Source organism: Streptomyces sp. KMM 9044 (genome assembly GCF_024701375.2).
In the GTDB taxonomy this organism is placed as follows: Bacteria; Actinomycetota; Actinomycetes; order Streptomycetales; family Streptomycetaceae; genus Streptomyces.
The window spans coordinates 244,962-262,766 of the sequence record NZ_CP113910.1 but is presented as its reverse complement, the minus strand read 5'-3'; the positions used below and the strand labels follow the sequence as shown (position 1 = coordinate 262,766).

General features: G+C 72.7%; 9 protein-coding genes and 4 pseudogenes. 10 read left to right on the top strand and 3 right to left on the bottom strand.

Annotated features, from left to right (window positions below):
* The first annotated feature begins 58 nt into the window (after positions 1 to 58).
* From HUV60_RS01240 to HUV60_RS01230, 3 genes and pseudogenes are all read left to right on the top strand, one after another.
* Positions 59 to 529: a nuclear transport factor 2 family protein gene (locus HUV60_RS01240; RefSeq protein WP_257852837.1), complete on the top strand. Its 471-nt coding sequence runs from the start codon at positions 59 to 61 to the stop codon at positions 527 to 529.
* Positions 530 to 538: 9 nt separating this feature from the next.
* Positions 539 to 1,065 (top strand): annotated as a pseudogene (locus HUV60_RS01235) (flavoprotein).
* Positions 1,066 to 1,530: 465 nt separating this feature from the next.
* Positions 1,531 to 3,447, top strand: a complete 1,917-nt coding sequence (locus tag HUV60_RS01230) for a ricin-type beta-trefoil lectin domain protein (RefSeq protein ID WP_257852838.1) — start codon at positions 1,531 to 1,533, stop codon at positions 3,445 to 3,447.
* Between the two features lie 38 nt (positions 3,448 to 3,485).
* Here HUV60_RS01230 and HUV60_RS01225 read toward each other — a convergent pair whose 3' ends face one another.
* Complete coding sequence (locus HUV60_RS01225) at positions 3,486 to 5,873, bottom strand: SpoIIE family protein phosphatase (RefSeq protein WP_257852839.1); 2,388 nt, start codon at positions 5,871 to 5,873, stop codon at positions 3,486 to 3,488.
* Positions 5,874 to 6,237: 364 nt separating this feature from the next.
* On the opposite strand from HUV60_RS01225, the gene HUV60_RS01220 reads away from it, so the two are divergent.
* From HUV60_RS01220 to HUV60_RS01205, 4 genes are all read left to right on the top strand, one after another.
* Entirely contained in the window at positions 6,238 to 8,481 is a 2,244-nt protein-coding gene (locus tag HUV60_RS01220; protein ID WP_257852841.1) for a glycoside hydrolase family 9 protein, read from the top strand.
* Positions 8,482 to 8,624: 143 nt separating this feature from the next.
* Complete coding sequence (locus HUV60_RS01215) at positions 8,625 to 8,870, top strand: hypothetical protein (RefSeq protein ID WP_257852843.1); 246 nt, start codon at positions 8,625 to 8,627, stop codon at positions 8,868 to 8,870.
* A gap of 3 nt (positions 8,871 to 8,873) precedes the next feature.
* The gene (locus HUV60_RS01210; RefSeq protein ID WP_257852844.1) at positions 8,874 to 9,251 is read left to right on the top strand and encodes a toxin Doc; all 378 of its coding nucleotides are present in this window, start codon (positions 8,874 to 8,876) and stop codon (positions 9,249 to 9,251) included.
* A gap of 335 nt (positions 9,252 to 9,586) precedes the next feature.
* Entirely contained in the window at positions 9,587 to 11,230 is a 1,644-nt protein-coding gene (locus tag HUV60_RS01205) for an RICIN domain-containing protein (protein ID WP_257852846.1), read from the top strand.
* A 60-nt stretch (positions 11,231 to 11,290) separates the two neighbouring features.
* Here HUV60_RS01205 and HUV60_RS01200 read toward each other — a convergent pair.
* Positions 11,291 to 12,458, bottom strand: a pseudogene (locus HUV60_RS01200) (alpha-hydroxy-acid oxidizing protein).
* Between the two features lie 336 nt (positions 12,459 to 12,794).
* Between HUV60_RS01200 and HUV60_RS01195 the strand changes: the two are divergent.
* Entirely contained in the window at positions 12,795 to 13,229 is a 435-nt protein-coding gene (locus HUV60_RS01195) for a subtilase-type protease inhibitor (RefSeq protein ID WP_257852848.1), read from the top strand.
* A gap of 178 nt (positions 13,230 to 13,407) precedes the next feature.
* Here the strand turns inward: HUV60_RS01195 and HUV60_RS01190 are convergent.
* Positions 13,408 to 13,757 (bottom strand): annotated as a pseudogene (locus HUV60_RS01190) (ATP-binding cassette domain-containing protein); the annotation flags it as partial.
* A gap of 323 nt (positions 13,758 to 14,080) precedes the next feature.
* On the opposite strand from HUV60_RS01190, the gene HUV60_RS01185 reads away from it, so the two are divergent.
* The gene (locus HUV60_RS01185) at positions 14,081 to 15,385 is read left to right on the top strand and encodes a S1 family peptidase (RefSeq protein ID WP_257852849.1); all 1,305 of its coding nucleotides are present in this window, start codon (positions 14,081 to 14,083) and stop codon (positions 15,383 to 15,385) included.
* Between the two features lie 718 nt (positions 15,386 to 16,103).
* Positions 16,104 to 17,627, top strand: a pseudogene (locus tag HUV60_RS01180) (SpoIIE family protein phosphatase); the annotation flags it as partial.
* Positions 17,628 to 17,805 lie beyond the last annotated feature (178 nt).

The following is a 17,805-nucleotide window of genomic DNA, read 5'->3' as shown; positions in this document are numbered from 1 at the left end:
CGTTCCCCGGACCGGAGCTCCTGGCTCCGGCCACCCCTGGCCACAGGAGACCCCTGCCATGACCGAGACCACGCCGACCCCGGCCGCCCCGTCCGCCGGCACCCGCGCCACCGTGGAGGAACTGCTGCGCCGGATCGGCCGCGGCGCCCCGGACCACGTCGCCGAACTGTATGCCGACCCCTGCGACTGGCGGCTGGACTGGCCGGAGGACGAGCACGGCAGCACCGCGACCCCGTGGATCCGCCACCGGGCCACCCGCGCCGACGCCGCCGCCCACTACCGGGAACTGGCCGCCCACCACGTGCCCGACGCGGTCGCCACCGAGATCGGACGCATCCTGGTCGACGGCGACGACGCGGTGGTGTTCGGCGAGATCCGGCAGACCGCCCGGCCCACCGGACGGCCCTACCACGCGCGCTTCGCCCTGCTGCTCAGCGTCCGGGACGGCCTGGTCGTCCGCCACCACGTCTACGAGGACAGCCTCTCCGTGCACCGGGCATTCGCACCGCGGCCGCCGGCCGGGCCATAGGCTTTCCGGGTGGCCGAACAAACCCGGAAGCCCTTTCTCCACGTCGTCGTCTGCGCCGCCGGTGTCGCCGCTGACGTCAGCAAGCTGATCACCGCCGCGCAGGAGCGGGGCTGGGAGGCCGGCCTCATCGCGACACCCACCGCCATGAACGGGTTCTTCGACACCGTCGCGGTCCGCGCGCAGACCGGCAGGCCGATCAGGTCCGCCTGGCGTACTCCCGGGGAACCGCGCCCCTTCCCGGGGCCCGACGTGGTGGTGGTCGCGCCCGCCACCTTCAACACCGTCAACAAATGGGCGGCCGGAATCGCCGACACGCTCGCGCTGGGCACCCTGTGCGAGGCGGCGGGGCTCGGTGTGCCGATCGCCGTCCTGCCGTGCGTCGGCGACGCGCTGGTCGCCCACCCCGCCTACCGGGACAGCCTGGAACGGCTCACCGCCATGGGCGTCCGCTTCGGCGAGCCGTGCACCGGGGAGACGACGCCGGACGGCCCGGGTTCCACTGGGAGCGGGCTCTGGACCTCGTACGTCCGCGATGAGTGCGACAGGCGCCGAGTGATTTTGCGTACACCCGCAGACCCCGGGTGCCGGGACCCGCGCACGCGCATACGGGAACGGAGAGGGTTGCGCGGTGTGCGTGCGCGTTGCCTTTTCGGACACCGGCCGTCGAATCGGATGATTGGGCGCGTGAATTAAGCGGCTCGAAAGTCGTTGACGGGCTGTCAAACAACTGCGGGCGTACGGGGAATGCGGGAAACCTCGGAATCCCTTGTTCCTGGTCGTTGGCCTGTGCAAAAGTGGGTCCTGCCGTCGCGCGGACAATACCTTTTGTCCTGGGGAGCGTGACGCCGCTCCAGCGTGCCACCCAGGCTTCGAAAGAGCTTTTCCGTGCGGGTGTTCGAGATCTCGAATCCAGTACGGGCGGGGTCCCGTCGTATCCTCGGCGAGGCCCCGCGTCCGCTGGTACAGACTTTATTTCGCGCGTCCCCGAGAGGATTGCATCCGTGAAGGACACCGGCCTGTCGGATTCCCAGGCCCCGGCCCACACGTTCGACGTGACGGACGAACAACTGGGCGACGAGTTGCGGAAGTGGACCGGGGTCGCCCCGGCACTGCACCCCGTCGGTGAACTCCTCGACCGACACTGGGAATCGGTCTTCGGTTATGCCCGGCTGTGCACCGATGGCCCGCGCTCCGCCGGCATGCTCACCACCGCCGCGTTCACCCGGCTCTTCGGCGAGACCCTGCGGCACAACGGCCCGAGTTCCGCATGGCGGCCCCAACTCCTCGTCACTGTGCGCCGGATCGCCGCAGAGTGGGACACGGACCACCGGCGCGACATGCTCCACCCCGGTCTCACCGCCTCCGCCGACGAAGGCCGGCGGCCGGCCGCACGGCTTCTGCCACCGCCCGAACGGCGCCTACTGTCAGGGGCGTTCCAACGACTGCCGCAGTCCGCGCGCTGTCTGCTGTGGCACACCGAGGTCGAATCCGAACCGCTCCACGTACCCGCCGGGCTGCTCGCCCTCGACGAGGAGGGTGCCCGCATCGAACTGCGCCGGGGCCAGGAGCGGTTGCGAGACGAAGTCCTCCAGCTTCACGGCGAGCTCGCCTCCGATCAGGAGTGCCGGCGGTATCTGCGCCTGCTGGAGGTGAGCTACCGGCGCGCGGGCACCGAACTCGACCCGGACCTGCGCACCCACCTGGAGAACTGCATCCACTGTCGGCACGCGGCGGACCAACTCGCCTGCTTCACCAGCGGACTCGGTACGGCCCTGGCCGAGGGGGTCCTGGGCTGGAGCGCGCGGGAGTACGCACAGAGCAGGGCACAGGCACAGACGGCCGACGTCACCGACGAGTCGGCCGCCGAGGAGCGGCCGTCGCCCGAGGGCGTCATCGGCGCGGCGTTCCCCGGCCCCGCCGACGGACGTCCGGACAACGCGGGTGGTCGGTTCGCCGTGTCTGCGGGCGAACCTCCGGCGGTGGAGGGCGAGTCGTTCACGGAGACGGGGAGGCCGATCCCACCCCTCCCCACCGAGGCCCCCCGCACCACGCCCACCATCTCCGCGGCCCTCATGGTGCCCCCGGTACAGGGCACTGCCCCGACGGCCCCGGTTCCGGCCGGCGCCCCCCCGACCACCGCGGCGCGGACGGCCTCCCGGCCCGGTACCCGTTCCCGGCGGCGCGCGGCCTCCCGTACCGGTCCTCGCGGTGCCGTGCTCCGCGCCGGCTCCCGTGTCACCCGGAAGGCCGCCCGCCGGGCCGCGCGCCGGCGCAACCTCGCCGCGGGCATCCTCACGGTCAGCGGGCTGGTCGTCCTCCCGCTGGTGCTGTGGACCACGGGCGGTACCGACGACGCCGCCGCACGGGGCGAGGACCGCCTCTCCGAATCCCCCGGTGCCGCCGTGGGCAACCCGCCCGACGACCCGTCGCGGTTCCACTCCGGAGAAGCCGCCAAGGGCGCCCTGCGCGGCCGGCTGCACAACACCGCCTCCGGCCTGTGCGTGGGTGTCGTCGGCGGCCGGGCCGTCGCGGGCGCCGAGACCGAACTCACCGCCTGCTCGGCGGGCAGCGTCCAGCAGTGGACGTACGAGACCGACGGGCGGCTGCGCAACGCCGCGGAACCGGACCTGTGCCTGGACTCCCGCCTCGGCTACTCGGTGCGTTTGGCCCGGTGCACGGGCGAGGCCCCGAAGGACGCCGACAGCGCACGCTACGACTTCACCGTCCAGGGCACCCTGGTGCCCCGCTCCGGCCAGGACCTGGGCCTCGCACCCGCGGCGACCGACGGCTCGGGTGCCCTCGTCCTCAAGGCCCGTGACGACACGGACGCCCAGCGCTGGGCGATCGACGCCCCGGATCCCGATCTCCAGATGAAGGTCGTCACCTGGGACCTCGTCGAGGACGAGGACGCGAGCTAGGGTCCGGGGTCCGGGGGAGGAGCGGGCCGGTCAGGCGTTCACAGCTCCTCCGTCGGACCCAGCTCGGCCCAGATGGTCTTGCCCTCGGGGGTGTGTCTGCTGCCCCACCGCTGGGTGAGCTGGGCGACCAGGAGCAGCCCCCGGCCGCCCTCGTCCCAGCTCTTGGCACGCCGCAGATGCGGGGCGGTGTGGCTGGTGTCGGACACTTCGCAGATCAGCGCCGACGCGTCGCTGATCAGCCGGAGCCGGATCGGCGGCGCCCCGTAGCGGATCGCGTTGGTGACCAGCTCGCTCACCACCAGTTCGACGGTGAACGACGCCTCGGTCAGCGCCCACACGCCCAGCTGGTCGAGAACCTGCTTGCGCACCGGCGCAACGAGCGACGGGTCGGCCGGGATGTCCCAGGTGGCGACCTGGGAGGACGGCAGCCCGCGGGTACGGGTCAGCAGCAGCGCCACGTCGTCCGTGGCGGGACCCGGCTGGAGCATGGCGTGCAGGACACGGTCGCAGGCCTCGTCGAGCGACCCGGGGGCCGCGTGGGACAGCGCGTCGCACAACATGCGCGAGCCTGCGTCCGCGTCGTTGTCGTCCCCCTGGCCGCCGACCAGTCCGTCCGTGTAGAACGCCAGCACACTGCCCTCGGGCAGTTCCACCTCAACGGACTCGAAGGGCAGCCCACCCAGGCCCAGCGGTGGCCCGGACGGCATGTCCAGCATGCGCACCGGCCCCTTTGGCGGGACCAGGGCCGGCGGCGGATGCCCCGCCCTCGACAGGGTGCAGCGCCGTGACACCGGGTCGTACACCGCGTACAGGCAGGTCGCGCCGACCTCGCCCGGGCCGGCGACGCCGCCCGACTCGTGCGCGAGGTGCAGGACCAGGTCGTCGAGGTGGGTGAGCAGTTCCTCCGGCGCCAGATCGATGTCGGCGAGGGTGCGCACGGCCGTACGCAGCCGGCCCATCGTCGCCGAGGCCTGGATGCCGTGGCCGGCAACGTCCCCCACCACCATGGCCACCCGCATCCCGGACAGCGGGATCACGTCGAACCAGTCGCCGCCCACACCGGTGCGCGCGGTCGGCAGATACCGGGAGGCTGCGTCCACCGCGGCCGTCCGGGGCAGGCCGCGGGGGAGCAGGCTGCGCTGGAGCGTGAGGGTGGTCTCGCGTTCGCGGGAGTAGCGGCGGGCGTTGTCGATGCAGACGGCCGCACGTGCGGTGATCTCCTCGGCCAGCAGCACATCGTCGTGGGTGAAGTGCTCGGGGTGCTGGAACCGGGTGAACGCCGCGACACCGAGGGTGACACCGCGGGCCTGGAGCGGGACGGACAGCATCGAGTGGATGCCGAACTCCCGGACCTGCCGGGCGCGGGCGTCGTCGACCGCGAGCCACGGATCGAGGTCACCGGAGGGCACCGAGGCGACGACGCTGTGCCCGGCGATCAGCGAGTCGGCATGAGGCGCGGCGGCCGGGTAGACGACCACCTCGCCCGCGTCGGCGACCGACTCGGGGCTGCCCGCCGTGCGGGACCGGTGGGCGACCCGGCGCAGCGAGACCGGCAGGGCGAGCGGGCCGGTGGGGTCGGCACCATGGTCGTGATCGAGGAGGTCGACGCTGACGAAGTCGGCGAGCGCGGGGACGCAGACCTCCGTCAGCTCCTGTGCCGTCCGGGTGACGTCGAGGGTGGCGCCGATGTGCATGCTGGCCTCGTTGACCAGTTGCAGCCGGGCCCGCGCCCTGCTCTGCTCGGTGAAGTCGTGGGCCGTCACGCAGACACCGACGACCCGGCCGGCGTCGTCGGTGAGAGGCGCGATCCGGGCCAGCCAGGCCTCGTCGCGGCCCTTGCCGAGCGCCCGCACGCGCGTCTGCACGTCGTGTCCCCGGCCAGTCCGCAGCACCTGGGCCATGTGGCGCTCCAGCTCCGCGTGCCGGGGCCGGCCGCCGATGTCGCCGGGTGTCAGACCGCGCAGGTGGGCGGCCGGCAGCCCGAGGAGATCGGCCATCGCCTTGTTGGCACCGTGCAGGCGCAGCTTCGTGTCGAAGACGACGGTGGCACAGGGGGACTGGACCATCGCAGCCCAGAGCACCGGATCTCCGGTGGGATCGGTGCGCCCGGACGGCAGTGGGGTGACGGCCAGCCAGTCGCCGGTGCCGCCGTCCTCGGGCCGGCCGCGGTGGGCGAGCATCCACACGGTGACGGTGCCGCCGTCCCGGTGCCGCAGCGCGAGCGTGCCGCTCCAGCGCGGGTCGGCCGGTGGCGGGGGCGGTTGCGCACCGTCGGCGAGCAGAAGGGCCGCCGGGCGGCCGACCACGTCCTCGGCCCGGTGACCCAGGAGCTGCCGGGCGCCTTCGTTCCACCGGGTGACGGTGCCGTCGGCGGCGATGACGGCACGAGCCGCCACCGGATCGTCGAACGAGTCGTCCGCCCTCATCGTCGTCACTCCATCGCGCACACTCACCGTGAACCGGTCGATCGCCAGAGTTCCACCCTAGTGCGTCGGAGGCGGGCGTGGATCGGGACCCCGCCCCGGCGGGGTCCCGCGGGCGGGAGGGGAAGGGCGGGAGGGGAGGGGGCAGGAGCGGCCCCGGGGACGCCCACCGTCCGGGTCCTGTCCGGGCTCTGTCCGGTGCCGGTCCGGCACGTGGCCGGTATTCGCGCGTCGCCCACCGGCGTTTGCCACCAGTCCCGTCCCGCCCGTTGACGGAGCGTCACACCTGCCACAACGATGGCTCCGTACGGATGGGAGCGCTCCCATCCGTAGTCGCCGCCGTGTCCTCCCACCAGAGGAGCCAGACGTGAACAGACGCAGAACCGCTCTGCTGTCCCTGACCGGCCTGCTGGCAACCGCGCTCACCGCGCTGCCCGCCGCCCCGGCCGGGGCGGACGAGACCGAGCAGGTTCGTAACGGCGCCTTCGACACCACCACCGAACCCTGGTGGGCCTCCGCCGGTGTCACCACGAACCTGTCCGACGGCCGCCTGTGTGCCGACGTCCCCGGCGGCACCGCCAACCGGTGGGACGCCGCCGTCGGCCAGAACGACATCACCCTCGTGAAGGGGGAGTCGTACCGCTTCTCCTTCGCCGCGAACGGCACGCCCGCGGGCCACGTGGTCCGGGCGGTCGTCGGCCTGTCCGTGGCCCCGTACGACACCTACTACGAGGTGTCCCCGCAGCTCAGCGTCTCCGGCGACACGTACTCCTACACCTTCACCGCACCCGTGGACACCGCGCAGGGCCAGGTCGCTCTCCAACTCGGCGGCAGTCCTGACCCCTGGCGCTTCTGCATGGACGACGTGTCCCTGCTGGGCGGCGTGGAGCCCGAGCCGTACGAGCCCGACACCGGACCCCGGGTCCGCGTCAACCAGGTCGGCTACCTCCCCGCCGGCCCGAAGAACGCCACGCTGGTCACCGGGGCGACCGAGCGGCTGCCCTGGCAGTTGAAGGACGCCGGTGGCAAGGTCGTCCGGCAGGGCACCACCCTGCCGCGCGGTGTGGACGGGTCCTCCGGGCAGAACGTGCACTCCGTCGACTTCGGCGCCCACCGCGCGCGGGGCACCGGCTACACCCTCACGGCGGACGGCGAGACCAGCCGGCCGTTCGACATCGGCGCCGGCGCCTACGAGAGGCTGCGGCTGGACTCGGTGAAGTACTACTACACCCAGCGCAGCGGCATCGAGATCCGCCACGCCCTACGCCCCGGCTACGCCCGCCCGGCCGGCCACCTGGACACGGCCCCCAACCAGGGCGACGGCGCCGTGCCCTGCCAGCAGGGCGTCTGCGACTACTCCCTCGACGTCACCGGCGGCTGGTACGACGCCGGCGACCACGGCAAGTACGTCGTCAACGGTGGCATCAGCGCCTGGGAGGTGCTCAGCACCTACGAACGCGCCCGGCACGCCCGCACCGGCCAGGCGGACAAGCTCGGCGACGGCACCCTGGACATCCCGGAGAGCGGCAACGGGGTGCCCGACATCCTCGACGAGGCCCGCTGGGAACTGGAGTTCCTGCTGAAGATGCAGGTGCCCGCCGGCGAGCCGCTGGCCGGCATGGCCCACCACAAGATCCACGATGAGCAGTGGACCGGGCTGCCGCTGCTGCCCGGCGACGACCCGCAGAAGCGCGAACTGCACCCGCCGAGCACCGCCGCAACCCTGAACCTCGCGGCCACGGCTGCCCAGGCGGCCCGCCTGTACCGGCCCTACGACAGGGAGTTCGCGGCCGAGGCCCTGGCCGCGGCGCGCACCGCCTGGACGGCCGCGCTGGCCCATCCCGAAGAGTACGCGAGCCCGGACGACGGCATCGGCGGCGGCGCCTACCCGGACGACGAGGTGAGCGACGAGTTCTACTGGGCGGCGGCCGAGCTGTATCTCACCACGGAGGAGAAGCAGTTCAAGGAGTACGTCCTGAACTCCCCGGTGCACACCACCGACATCTTCGGTCCCCTCGGCTTCGACTGGTCACGCACCGCGGCAGCCGGTCGCCTCGACCTCGCGACGGTGCCGAACAAGCTGCCCGGCCGGGACAAGGTCCGCAGCTCCGTCGTCAAGGGCGCCGACCGCTACCTGGCCACGCTGAAGGCCCACCCGTACGGCATGCCGTACGCGCCGGCCGGCAACGTCTACGACTGGGGCTCCAGCCACCAGGTGCTCAACAACGCGGTCGTCCTCGCCACGGCCCACGACCTCACCGGCGCCGCCAAGTACCGGGACGGCGCGCTGCAGAGCATGGACTACATCCTCGGCCGCAACGCCCTGAACATCTCCTACGTCACCGGGTACGGCGAGGTCAGCGCGCAGAACCAGCACAGCCGCTGGTACGCCCGCCAGCTCGACCCGGCGCTGCCGAACCCGCCCGCCGGGACCCTCTCCGGCGGACCCAACTCGAGCATCCAGGACCCCTACGCCCAGTCGATGCTCCAGGGCTGCGTCGGCCAGTTCTGTTTCATCGACGACATCCAGTCCTGGTCGACCAACGAGCACACCGTCAACTGGAACGCGGCCCTGACCCGCATGGCCTCCTTCGTGGCCGATCAGGGGTAACGGACCGGGGTACCCGCGCCGGCGCCGGAGGTGTCGTCCCGTTTTCCGGGGCGGCCCTTCCGGCGCACCCTTTCGGTACCGCCTCATAACCGCTCTGAGCTGGTGGTATTTACGATCGAGTACCTGAGCGGTACCGTAATGGCATGCCTGCTCTGAATGTGGAGTTCAGTGACCGTGAACTCGAGGACCTGCGGCAGATCGCCAAGGAGCGCGGTACATCGATGAAGGCGCTTGTACGTGAAGCGGCCGCGGCCGGCATCGCCCGCCACCGGGCACTCCAGGAGGGCGCGGAGGCCTTCCGCCGGTTCTTCGACTCGCACGCCGACGAGTTCGCCGCCGCCTTCCCGGACGACGAACCGCAGGCCAAGGGCGCGGGACGGGCCGCCTGACCGATGACGTCCGTTCTGCACATCGACGTGCCCTGGCTGCTCCAGCGGCACGAGGAGGTCCTTCCGGACCAGCCCGTCATCAACGACTTCTCGGCGCTGGTCGCGGCCGTCGCCCGGCACCGTGTCGACCCGCCCCGCCTCGGTGTGGACTCGGACGCGGCCTGGCGGGCCGCCGCCCTGCTGCACACCCTCGCCCTGCTCCGCCCCCTGCCCTCGGCCAACGCACGCTTCGCGTGCGCCACGGCGGTGGCATACATGTTCGTCAGCGGCGTCGGCATCGACCCGCCCTACGGGGCCATCGTCGACCTCGCCCGCGATCTGACGTCCGGCACGACGGACGTCCACGGGGTTGCCGACCGGCTCCGCTCCTGGCAGATCTGACGCCACCGCCGGAATACGAGAACCGGGTGAACCACAGGAAAACGCAGGTGGAAAGAAGATTCCAGTGACTCCGTTCACGGTTTTCCTTCTGACTTCCTGTCAACGAGCGGAGGCTTCCCCGGCGCCTTGTTGGTCGTGTGCCGGTTGTGCGAGAGTGAGCCACCCGTGAGGGGGTAAAATACGAGGCCGCACGCGCGTTGATGAACCGGGTCCGCTTTCACCGTCGTGAATTGGCCCCTTCCGCGCAACGCCGCCAAAGAGGTGTGGACCACGTGGGACCTCCCTTTTGGCGTCAGAACTTCTGTGTCACCTGCGCGTGGGAAGGAACCACCTCAGTGCCCACTCCTCATTCCCCCCGGTCCCCGTATCCCCCTCCCGGAGGGGATACGGGGAGGTCCGACGAGTCCCTCGCCGCACGATTGCGAGGCCGTCCGGAGGGCGAGGCCGCCGACTCCGTCGCGATGCTGACCGCACGTCACTGGCCGGCGATGCACGACTACGCGACCGTCTGCCTCGCCTCCTCGGGGCCGGCCGCCGCCGTGGTCACCGCGGCGGCGCAGCACCGCGTCCTGAACCGGGTCGCCCTCGGCGAACCGGCCGTGGCCTTGCGGCCGGTGCTGCTGGTGGCCGTGCGGGACACGGTCCGGGAATGGGCCTCGGACGACCGGACCGCCGGTGCCCTGCCGGAACTGCTCAAGCCGGCCGGCGGGCGCGGCATGCGTGCGGCCAAGACGATGACGCCGGAGAACCGCGCACTGGCCCATCGTTCGTTCCGGTCCCTGCCCGCCCTCGCCCGCTGTGTGCTCTGGCACGTCGAGGTCGAGGCCGAACCCGTGTCCGTCCCGGCCGGCCTCCTCGGCATCGATGTCGACATCGCCTCGGGCGCGCTCCAGCAGGCGCGTGACACCTTCCGTCAGGGCTGTGTCCACGCCCATCAGGAACTCGCGCCGACGAAGGACTGCCGGTTCTACAACCGGCTCCTCGACGTTCCCATCCGCCGTGGCGGCACACTGCTTCCCGATGTCCAGCAGCACCTGGTGGAATGCCGTTACTGCCGGAACGCGGCCGAGCAACTGAGCCACTTCGAGGGGGACCTCGGCACGCTCATCGCCGAGGCCGTTCTCGGCTGGGGTGCCCGCCGCTACCTCGACTCGCGTCCCGGCCGGGCGGCACCGGCCCCGCGCGGCGGCCGCGCGGCCCGCCGCGGGCACCGCTCCGGCAGCGGCCGGTCCGGTGGCGGCCGGCACGGCCTGCTGTCCCGGATCCCCGCCCCCACGCGCCTCACCGGTCTCGGACGCCCGGACGCCGTGCGCTCCACCAGGACCCTGCTCACCGGCCTCGGAGCCGTCTCGGCCGGCGTGCTGGCGAGTGTACTCATCGCCGGGGGCTCCCCGTCCGACGGCAGTGGCACCGACCCGACCGGTGCCACCAGCGCGGTCGGCGGCCGGGGGGTCGTACCGACCGAGTCCCCGCCGGGCGTGGCCGGACTGCCCGCAGGACCGGAACCGGTCCTCCTGCGCAACATCGCCTCCGGACTGTGCCTCGACACCCGGGGCGAGCCCCAGGACGGCGCCGGCGCCCGGCTCGCGGGGTGCTCCTCGAGGCTGAGCCAGCAGTGGACCCATGAGGAAGACGGGCTGCTGCGCAGCGTGGCCGACCCGGGCCTGTGCCTGGACGCGCACAAGGACGCCGGGGTCGTCGTCCTCGCCACCTGTGCCGACGCCGGCGAGAGCCGGGCCGACGACGTGCGCTACGACCTCACCGGGCAGGGCGAGTTGCTGCCCCGCTGGGACGAACGGCTGGCGCTCGTGCCGGCCGCCCCCGATGCGAACGCCGACATCGTCATCGGGGTGCGGGACCGGACCGAGAACCAGCGCTGGCTGACCGAGCCGGTGTCCTCGGCCGAGGACGTCCTGTCGGTCGGCCGGTCCCGTACCGCGGCGGTACAGCACATGGAACCGGCCGGGCCGGTGACGTGAAGCGCGCGGCCGGGGCGGGGGAGCGGGCCCGGGAGCCCGGCGCCCACCGTCCCGGCCGGGTCAGCCGGTGCCCTCCACGAGGTCGCCGGGCCCGACCGTGGCCGGGGTGGCATGCCCGGACAGAGCCAGGGTGAGGTCCAGCTCCGGGAGCAGACAGCGGATCACATGCTCGACCCCCGCCTGCCCGTCGAGGCCGAGTCCGCAGACGTACGGCCGTCCCAGGAACACCGCCCGCGCGCCGAGGGCGAGGGCCGTGAAGACGTCGTCACCGGTGCGGACACCGCTGTCGAACGGCACCGTCAGCCGGTCGCCGACAGCGGCCACCACGCCGGGCAGCGCGTCCGCCGCCACGACGGACCCGGCCACCTGACGGCCGCCGTGGTGGGACACCACCACCCCGTCCGTCCCGGCGTCGGCCGCGAGCCGGGCGTCGTCCGGGTGCAGCACACCCTTGAGGACGATCGGGCTGTCCCCGTTCTCCTGCAGGAACGCGAGGTCCGGTCAGGTCTTGGCGGGATCGGAGAACATGCCGACGAAATGCATCACCGCCGCGTTCGGGTCCTCGTGCACGGGCTTGGCCAGGCCGGCCCGGAACGCGGGGTCCGAGAAGTAGTTGGCGTTGCCCACCCCGTGCAGGAACGGCAGAAAGGCCTGGTCCAAATCGCGCGGACGCCAGGACAGCAGGGGGGTGTCCAGGGTGACCACCAAAGCCGTGAACCCGGCGGTCTTCGCCCGGCCGAGGAAACGCCGGGCCACCTCGGGGGCCTTCGGCCAGTACAGCTGGAACCAGCGCTCCGCGTCCCCCATCGCCTCCGCGACCTGCTCCATCGGCGTACTGGACGCACAGGACAGCACGAACGGCACACTCTGCGCGGCGTCCGGCTCGGCGTCCGGCTCGGCGTCCGGGTGCATCAGCGACAGCACTCCGACCGGCGCCAGCGCCACCGGTGCCGGCAGCGCGCGGCCGAGCACCTCCACCGACAGGTCACGCTCGTGCACGTGCCGCAGCATGCTGCGGCACGATCCGGCGGCGGGCCCGAGCCGCCCGGTTGGCGCGCGCGGTACTGCCGTCGCCCGCGCTCCCCGCCACATAACCGACCGGACCGGGCCCGAGCCGCCGCTCGGTCAGCTCCTCCAGCCGGGTCAGGTCCGTGGGCAGCCGGGGCACGGCACCCGTCATTTCGTCCAGGTAGATCTCGTACTGGAAGTCCGCCCAGTGCCTGACCATACGATGTTTCCGTCTCTCCTCGTCAAGCCGACTGAATCATGAACAGAAGGTATCGCGGAACGGTCTGTCGGCAACGGAAACGAAATGTTTCAGGCCTATTGCGAAGCAGCGGGAATTCGGCCAGCTGGCCACTTCGTGCAAGCACCGCCCGTGCGGTTACCGGGTTCACGCCCGCGCGTTCCGTGACTTCACGCCACTGATTCAATACTTAATGTTACCGAAAGCGGCCCGGTTGACGTGTGCTTCCGCGGCGGACTCGGCAGACTCCCGCTCGCCGGTCCGGCACCACCGAGCACGGACCGGCGACTCGTCGAAACGAGCGGAAGGATGCACACAATGCGGAACACCGCGCGCTGGGCCACCACCATCGGCCTGACCGCCGCAGCCGTCTGCGCACCCCAGTCCGGGGCCGCGTCGGCCGCGCCGGGCGGCGCACCGTCCGCGCTCTACGCCCCGTCGGCCCTGGTGCTCACCATGGGCCGCGGGGAGAGCGCCACGGCCGTCACACCGGAGCGCGCGGTCACCCTGACCTGCGCCCCCGGGCCCTCCGGCACCCACCCGGCCGTGGCCGCCGCGTGCGGGGAACTGGCCGAGGTGGACGGCGATCTGCAGGCCCTCGCGCCGAGAGAGGGCGTCTTCTGCACCCATCAGTACAACCCGGTCGTCGTCACTGTCGACGGGGTGTGGCAGGGACAGCGGCTCTCGTACGAGCGCACCTTCGCCAACGAGTGCGTGATGAACGCCCACGGTTCGGGCGTCCTCGCGTTCTGAGACCGGGACCGCGCGGTTCCCGTGACCGCGCGGCGGTCGGGTACTGGGGAGTGCCGACCTCCTCGCGGAACGTGCGGTCCCGTAGAGGGAGGCCGGCGGGCGGAGTGGGGCCGCCCGCCGGCCTCCGGCGTGTCCGGGGCGGGCGTCCGGGACCCGCGGCCGCGGTGTCCAGCCCCCGTCACGCCGGCTGACGACGCACCAGTTCGTACAGCCGGCCGCCCGGATCGGCGTACACCCGGTCCGGCGGGCCCTGCTGCACCACCTTGCCGTCCTCCATCACCACCACCCGGTCCGTGTCCAGCACGGTGGACAGCCGGTGGGCGATGACGACCCGGGTCGCCCGGAGCGCCTTGGTGCTCTCGGTCACCGTGCGCCGCGTCTCGTTGTCCAGGGCACTGGTCGCCTCGTCGAAGAAGAGGATGCGCGGCCGGCGGATCAGGGCCTGGGCGATCGTCAGCCGCTGCCGCTGCCGCTGCCGCCGGAGACCGCCCCGCTGCCCGAGACGATGGTGTGCAGCCCCATCGGCAAGGTATGAGGGGGGCGGCCGGCCCGTGGGTGACCCCCCGCTGGGGTGACCGGATTGGGCATGCGATGTGCAGATTCACCGAAGCCGGGATCCCGGGCGGGGGAAGGGGCGGAGCGTGCACGCGTGATTGCGGTGGGTGTCTCCGTCCCGAGGATTGGCGGGCTGCCGTGCTGCACGTGCCGACCGGTCGATTCCGTGATGCAAACCGACTGACCGCAAAGGGATTTGAACGCTCCGCCGGACCCGTGCGTACCAACAGCCATCCAGGCGCCCCGACAGCCGTCGAACGGCGGCACGACTCCGGTCCCCCAGGAGGTCGAGAAGTTTGAGTCACAAGCGAATTCCGAAGCGCAAGGCCGCGATAGCGGTGGGCGGTGTGGTGGCGCTCGGCGCCGCGGCGATCCTGCTCCCCAGCGCCAACGCGTCGCAGGACGGCGCGGCGGACGACGCGGCAGCCGCGCCGAGGACCCTCAAGGCGGCGGACGCCTCGGACCTCGCCTCACAGCTCGCCGGGCTCCTCGGCGACGCGTTCGCCGGCTCCTATTACGACGGCGACAAGCAGCAGCTCGTCGTCAACGTCGTACCCGGCGACAACAACAACGTGGTCGTGCAGGCGAAGAAGGCGGGTGCGACCGTCCGCGAGGTCGACAACAGCATGACCGAGCTGGCCGCGGGCGAGCGGACGCTGAAGACCGAGGCCACCATCCCCGGCACCTCGTGGGCCGTCGACCCGCGTACCAACAAGATCCTGGTCACCGCCGACTCCACGGTGACCGGCGAGAACTGGGACAGACTGGAGTCCACCGTGCAGGGCCTCGGCTCCGGCATGGCGACTATCAAGAAGTCCGCGGGCACGTTCAGGACCTTCGCCTCGGGCGGCGACGCGATCTTCTCCGGCGGGGCACGCTGCTCCCTCGGGTTCAACGTCACCGCGGACGACGGTGCGCCCGCCTTCCTGACCGCCGGTCACTGCGCGGTCGCGGCCGAGGAGTGGTCCGACGTGCAGAACGGCCAGCCGATCGCCACCGTCGACCAGGCGGTCTTCCCCGGTGAGGGCGACTTCGCACTCGTCCGGTACGACGACCCGGCAACCGACGCACCGAGCGACGTCGACGTGGGCGGCCAGACGCTCCAGATCACCGAGGCCGCGGAGGCCGCCGTCGGCCAGGAGGTGTTCCGGATGGGCAGCACCACCGGGCTCGCCGACGGCCAGGTCCTCGGACTCGACGCCACGGTGAACTACCCCGAGGGCACGGTCACCGGCCTCATCCAGACCGACGTCTGCGCCGAGCCCGGCGACAGCGGCGGCTCGATGTTCACCCAGGACGGCCTCGCGATCGGCCTCACCTCGGGCGGCAGCGGCGACTGCACGGTCGGCGGCGAGACCTTCTTCCAGCCGGTCACCACCGCCCTGGCGGCGGTCGGCGCGACCCTCGGCGACGGCGGCGCGGTGGCCGGCGACCAGGCAGGCGGCGAAGGGGACGTCGGTGACGTCGGCGGCGAGGACGCCGGTGCGGGCGACCAGGCCGGCGAGGCCGCCGTCGGCGGAGAGGAAGCGGGCCAGGACGGCGGAGCCGGCCAGGGCGCCGAGGACGGCGCGGCCGACGACGGCCTGACCGAGACCCACTGACGGTCACCCGCCGAAGAGTTGCCGAGCCCCCGGTCCGCCACGACACACCGTGGCGGACCGGGGGCGGCGGCACGCCGGCAGCGGCGACCCGCATGCGTCCCGCCCGCCCGAGGGCCGAGGCCGGCCCAGCCCGCGGACCGGGCCCCGGCCGTCTGCCGTCCGCCCCTGTCCCGGCGCCCCACCGGAAGGGCGGGAACGCCGCAGGGGCTGCGCAGGTGTCGTATAAGCGCTGTAATGGCCAACGTGGTCGGTGAGGGCGCTGCGGGACGCAGCACGAGAACGCTGCGTGCGGAAGGTGCCCGCCCTCACGACGATCACCGCTGAGCCGAAGTCGCCGCACCGGGTGCGCCGGATCCTGGAACAGGCCCTGGTCTTCGACGGCACCGCCATTGTCGCCGGGTACACGCCCAGCGGAGACGGCGAGCAGCTGCGCCTGGTGGAGTCGGCCGGGATCCCGCGGACCCTGTGCGGGGTGCGGGACAGCTATTCCGTCGCCGGGCACTCCCCGGCCGCCGACGCGGTACGCGGCGGGCACCCGGTGTGGCTCGGCCCCGAGGGGCTCGCCGCCCAGGCCCCGGCACGGCGCGTCGCGGCCCGCGACTTCTTTCTCGCCGCGCTGCCCGTGCGCCACGCCTTCAGCGGCTGCCTGCTCGCCGTCAGTGAGCGCCCCGGCGGCTTCGACACCGACGACCGCGTCTGCCTCGGACTCGTCGCCGACGCGGTCGCCCTTCCCGGGCGGCAGCCCGCGGCCGACGGCGACAGGGCCCCCGCACCTGATGCCCTCGTCCTCGCCATGGACACCGGACGGATCCGGGTGGGCGACGACATCCTGGACCTTTTCGGCCTCGGCCCGGACGACTTCGACGGACGTGTCGAGACCCTCGTGGGCCTGACCGTGCCGGAGGACCTGCCCTCCGTGATGTCGGTCGTCGAGTCCGACCACATGGCCATCGGCGAGCGCGAACTGGAGCTCCAGGTCGTGCAGCCCGCCGGCCCGCCCGCCCGCCGAAGCGGCTCAGACCGCGCGGCCGGCTGCTGCCGGGAGGGGAGGGCCGTCCGGCCCGCCTGGTGGGCTCCGTCGCCGACGCGTCCACCCTGCGCGCCGATGTCACCGACGTGGCCCGGGTGCAGCGCACTCGCCACCGCGGTCACCGTCCGCGACGTCGGCAAGGCAATGGTCGCGGCCCTGCGCGGGCCGCTCAGGGCCGACCGGATCGCGGTCGCCCGATACCTGCCCAGCACCGCCGGCCTCGAGCTCGACGGCGACTGGTACGACGTGATCCCCCTGCCCGACAACCACGTGCCCCTGGTCATCGGCGACGTCCAGGGCCACAGTGCCGGCGCCGCCACCTTCATGGGACAGATGCGCACCGCGCTGCGCGCCTACGCCGTCGAGGAGCACACGCCCGACGTGGTGGTGTCGCACGCCAACCGGCTGCTCGTGGACATGGAGAGCGACCTCTTCGCGACCTGCTGCGACGTCGACGTCGACCTGGAACAGGGATCAGCCTGGTGCGTACGCGCCGGGCATCTGCCGCCGGTGCTGCGCCACCCGGACGGTACCACCGAGATCGCGGAGGTGGAGGGCGGCCCGCCGCTCGGCGTCACGGCCCAGGCCGACTTCCCGATGAGCCCGCTGAGGCTGGGGCCCGGCACGGTGGTCGCCCCTCACCACGGACGGCCTGGTCGGGACCGTCGAGGCCGACATCGACGAGGGCATGGACCACCTCGCCCGCCCGCCCGCTGGCCGGCCGCCGCCGATCCGGCCGACCTGGGACTGGTCGCCGACGGCCTGCTCGGCAAGGCCCCGCGCAGCGACGGCGTCGTCCTGCTGCTGATGCGCTACGAGGGCATGACCCTGCGCCCGCTGCGGGAGACCTGGACGGTGTGGCGGGTGCCGCAGGCCATCGGCCACGCCCGACGCTTCACCCGGCGCACCCTGCGCTCCTGGGGCCCGACCGAGGACCTCGACGCAGTCCTGCTCGTCGTCTCCGAGCTGGTCACCAACGCGCTCGTGCACACCGAGGGGCAGATCCGCCCCGACCTCACCCTTGTCGGCGACCGGCTGCGCCTCGCGGTCGCCGACGGCTCGCCCCGCAGCTCCGCCAGACCGAGCAGCATCGGATGGGAGACCACCGGCGGCCGAGGCATCCTACTGGCCGAGTCTCTGTCGGCGGCCTGGGGGACCCTGCCGGTCAGCGGCGGCAAACAGGTGTGGGCGGAACTCGGCGCGCACCGGTGAGCAGGCACGGTCCCGGGCGTCGACAGCACTCCCGGCACCGGTGTCATCCCTTCGGGTGACGGGCGGCCGGTGACGGCGACCCGGTCCCGCGTCGCCGTCACCGGCCCGGTAGGCCTCCGCACCCGACCTGCCCGAACCGCACCGCGAGAACCCCTCGTCCGCGTAAGGGCGTTGACAC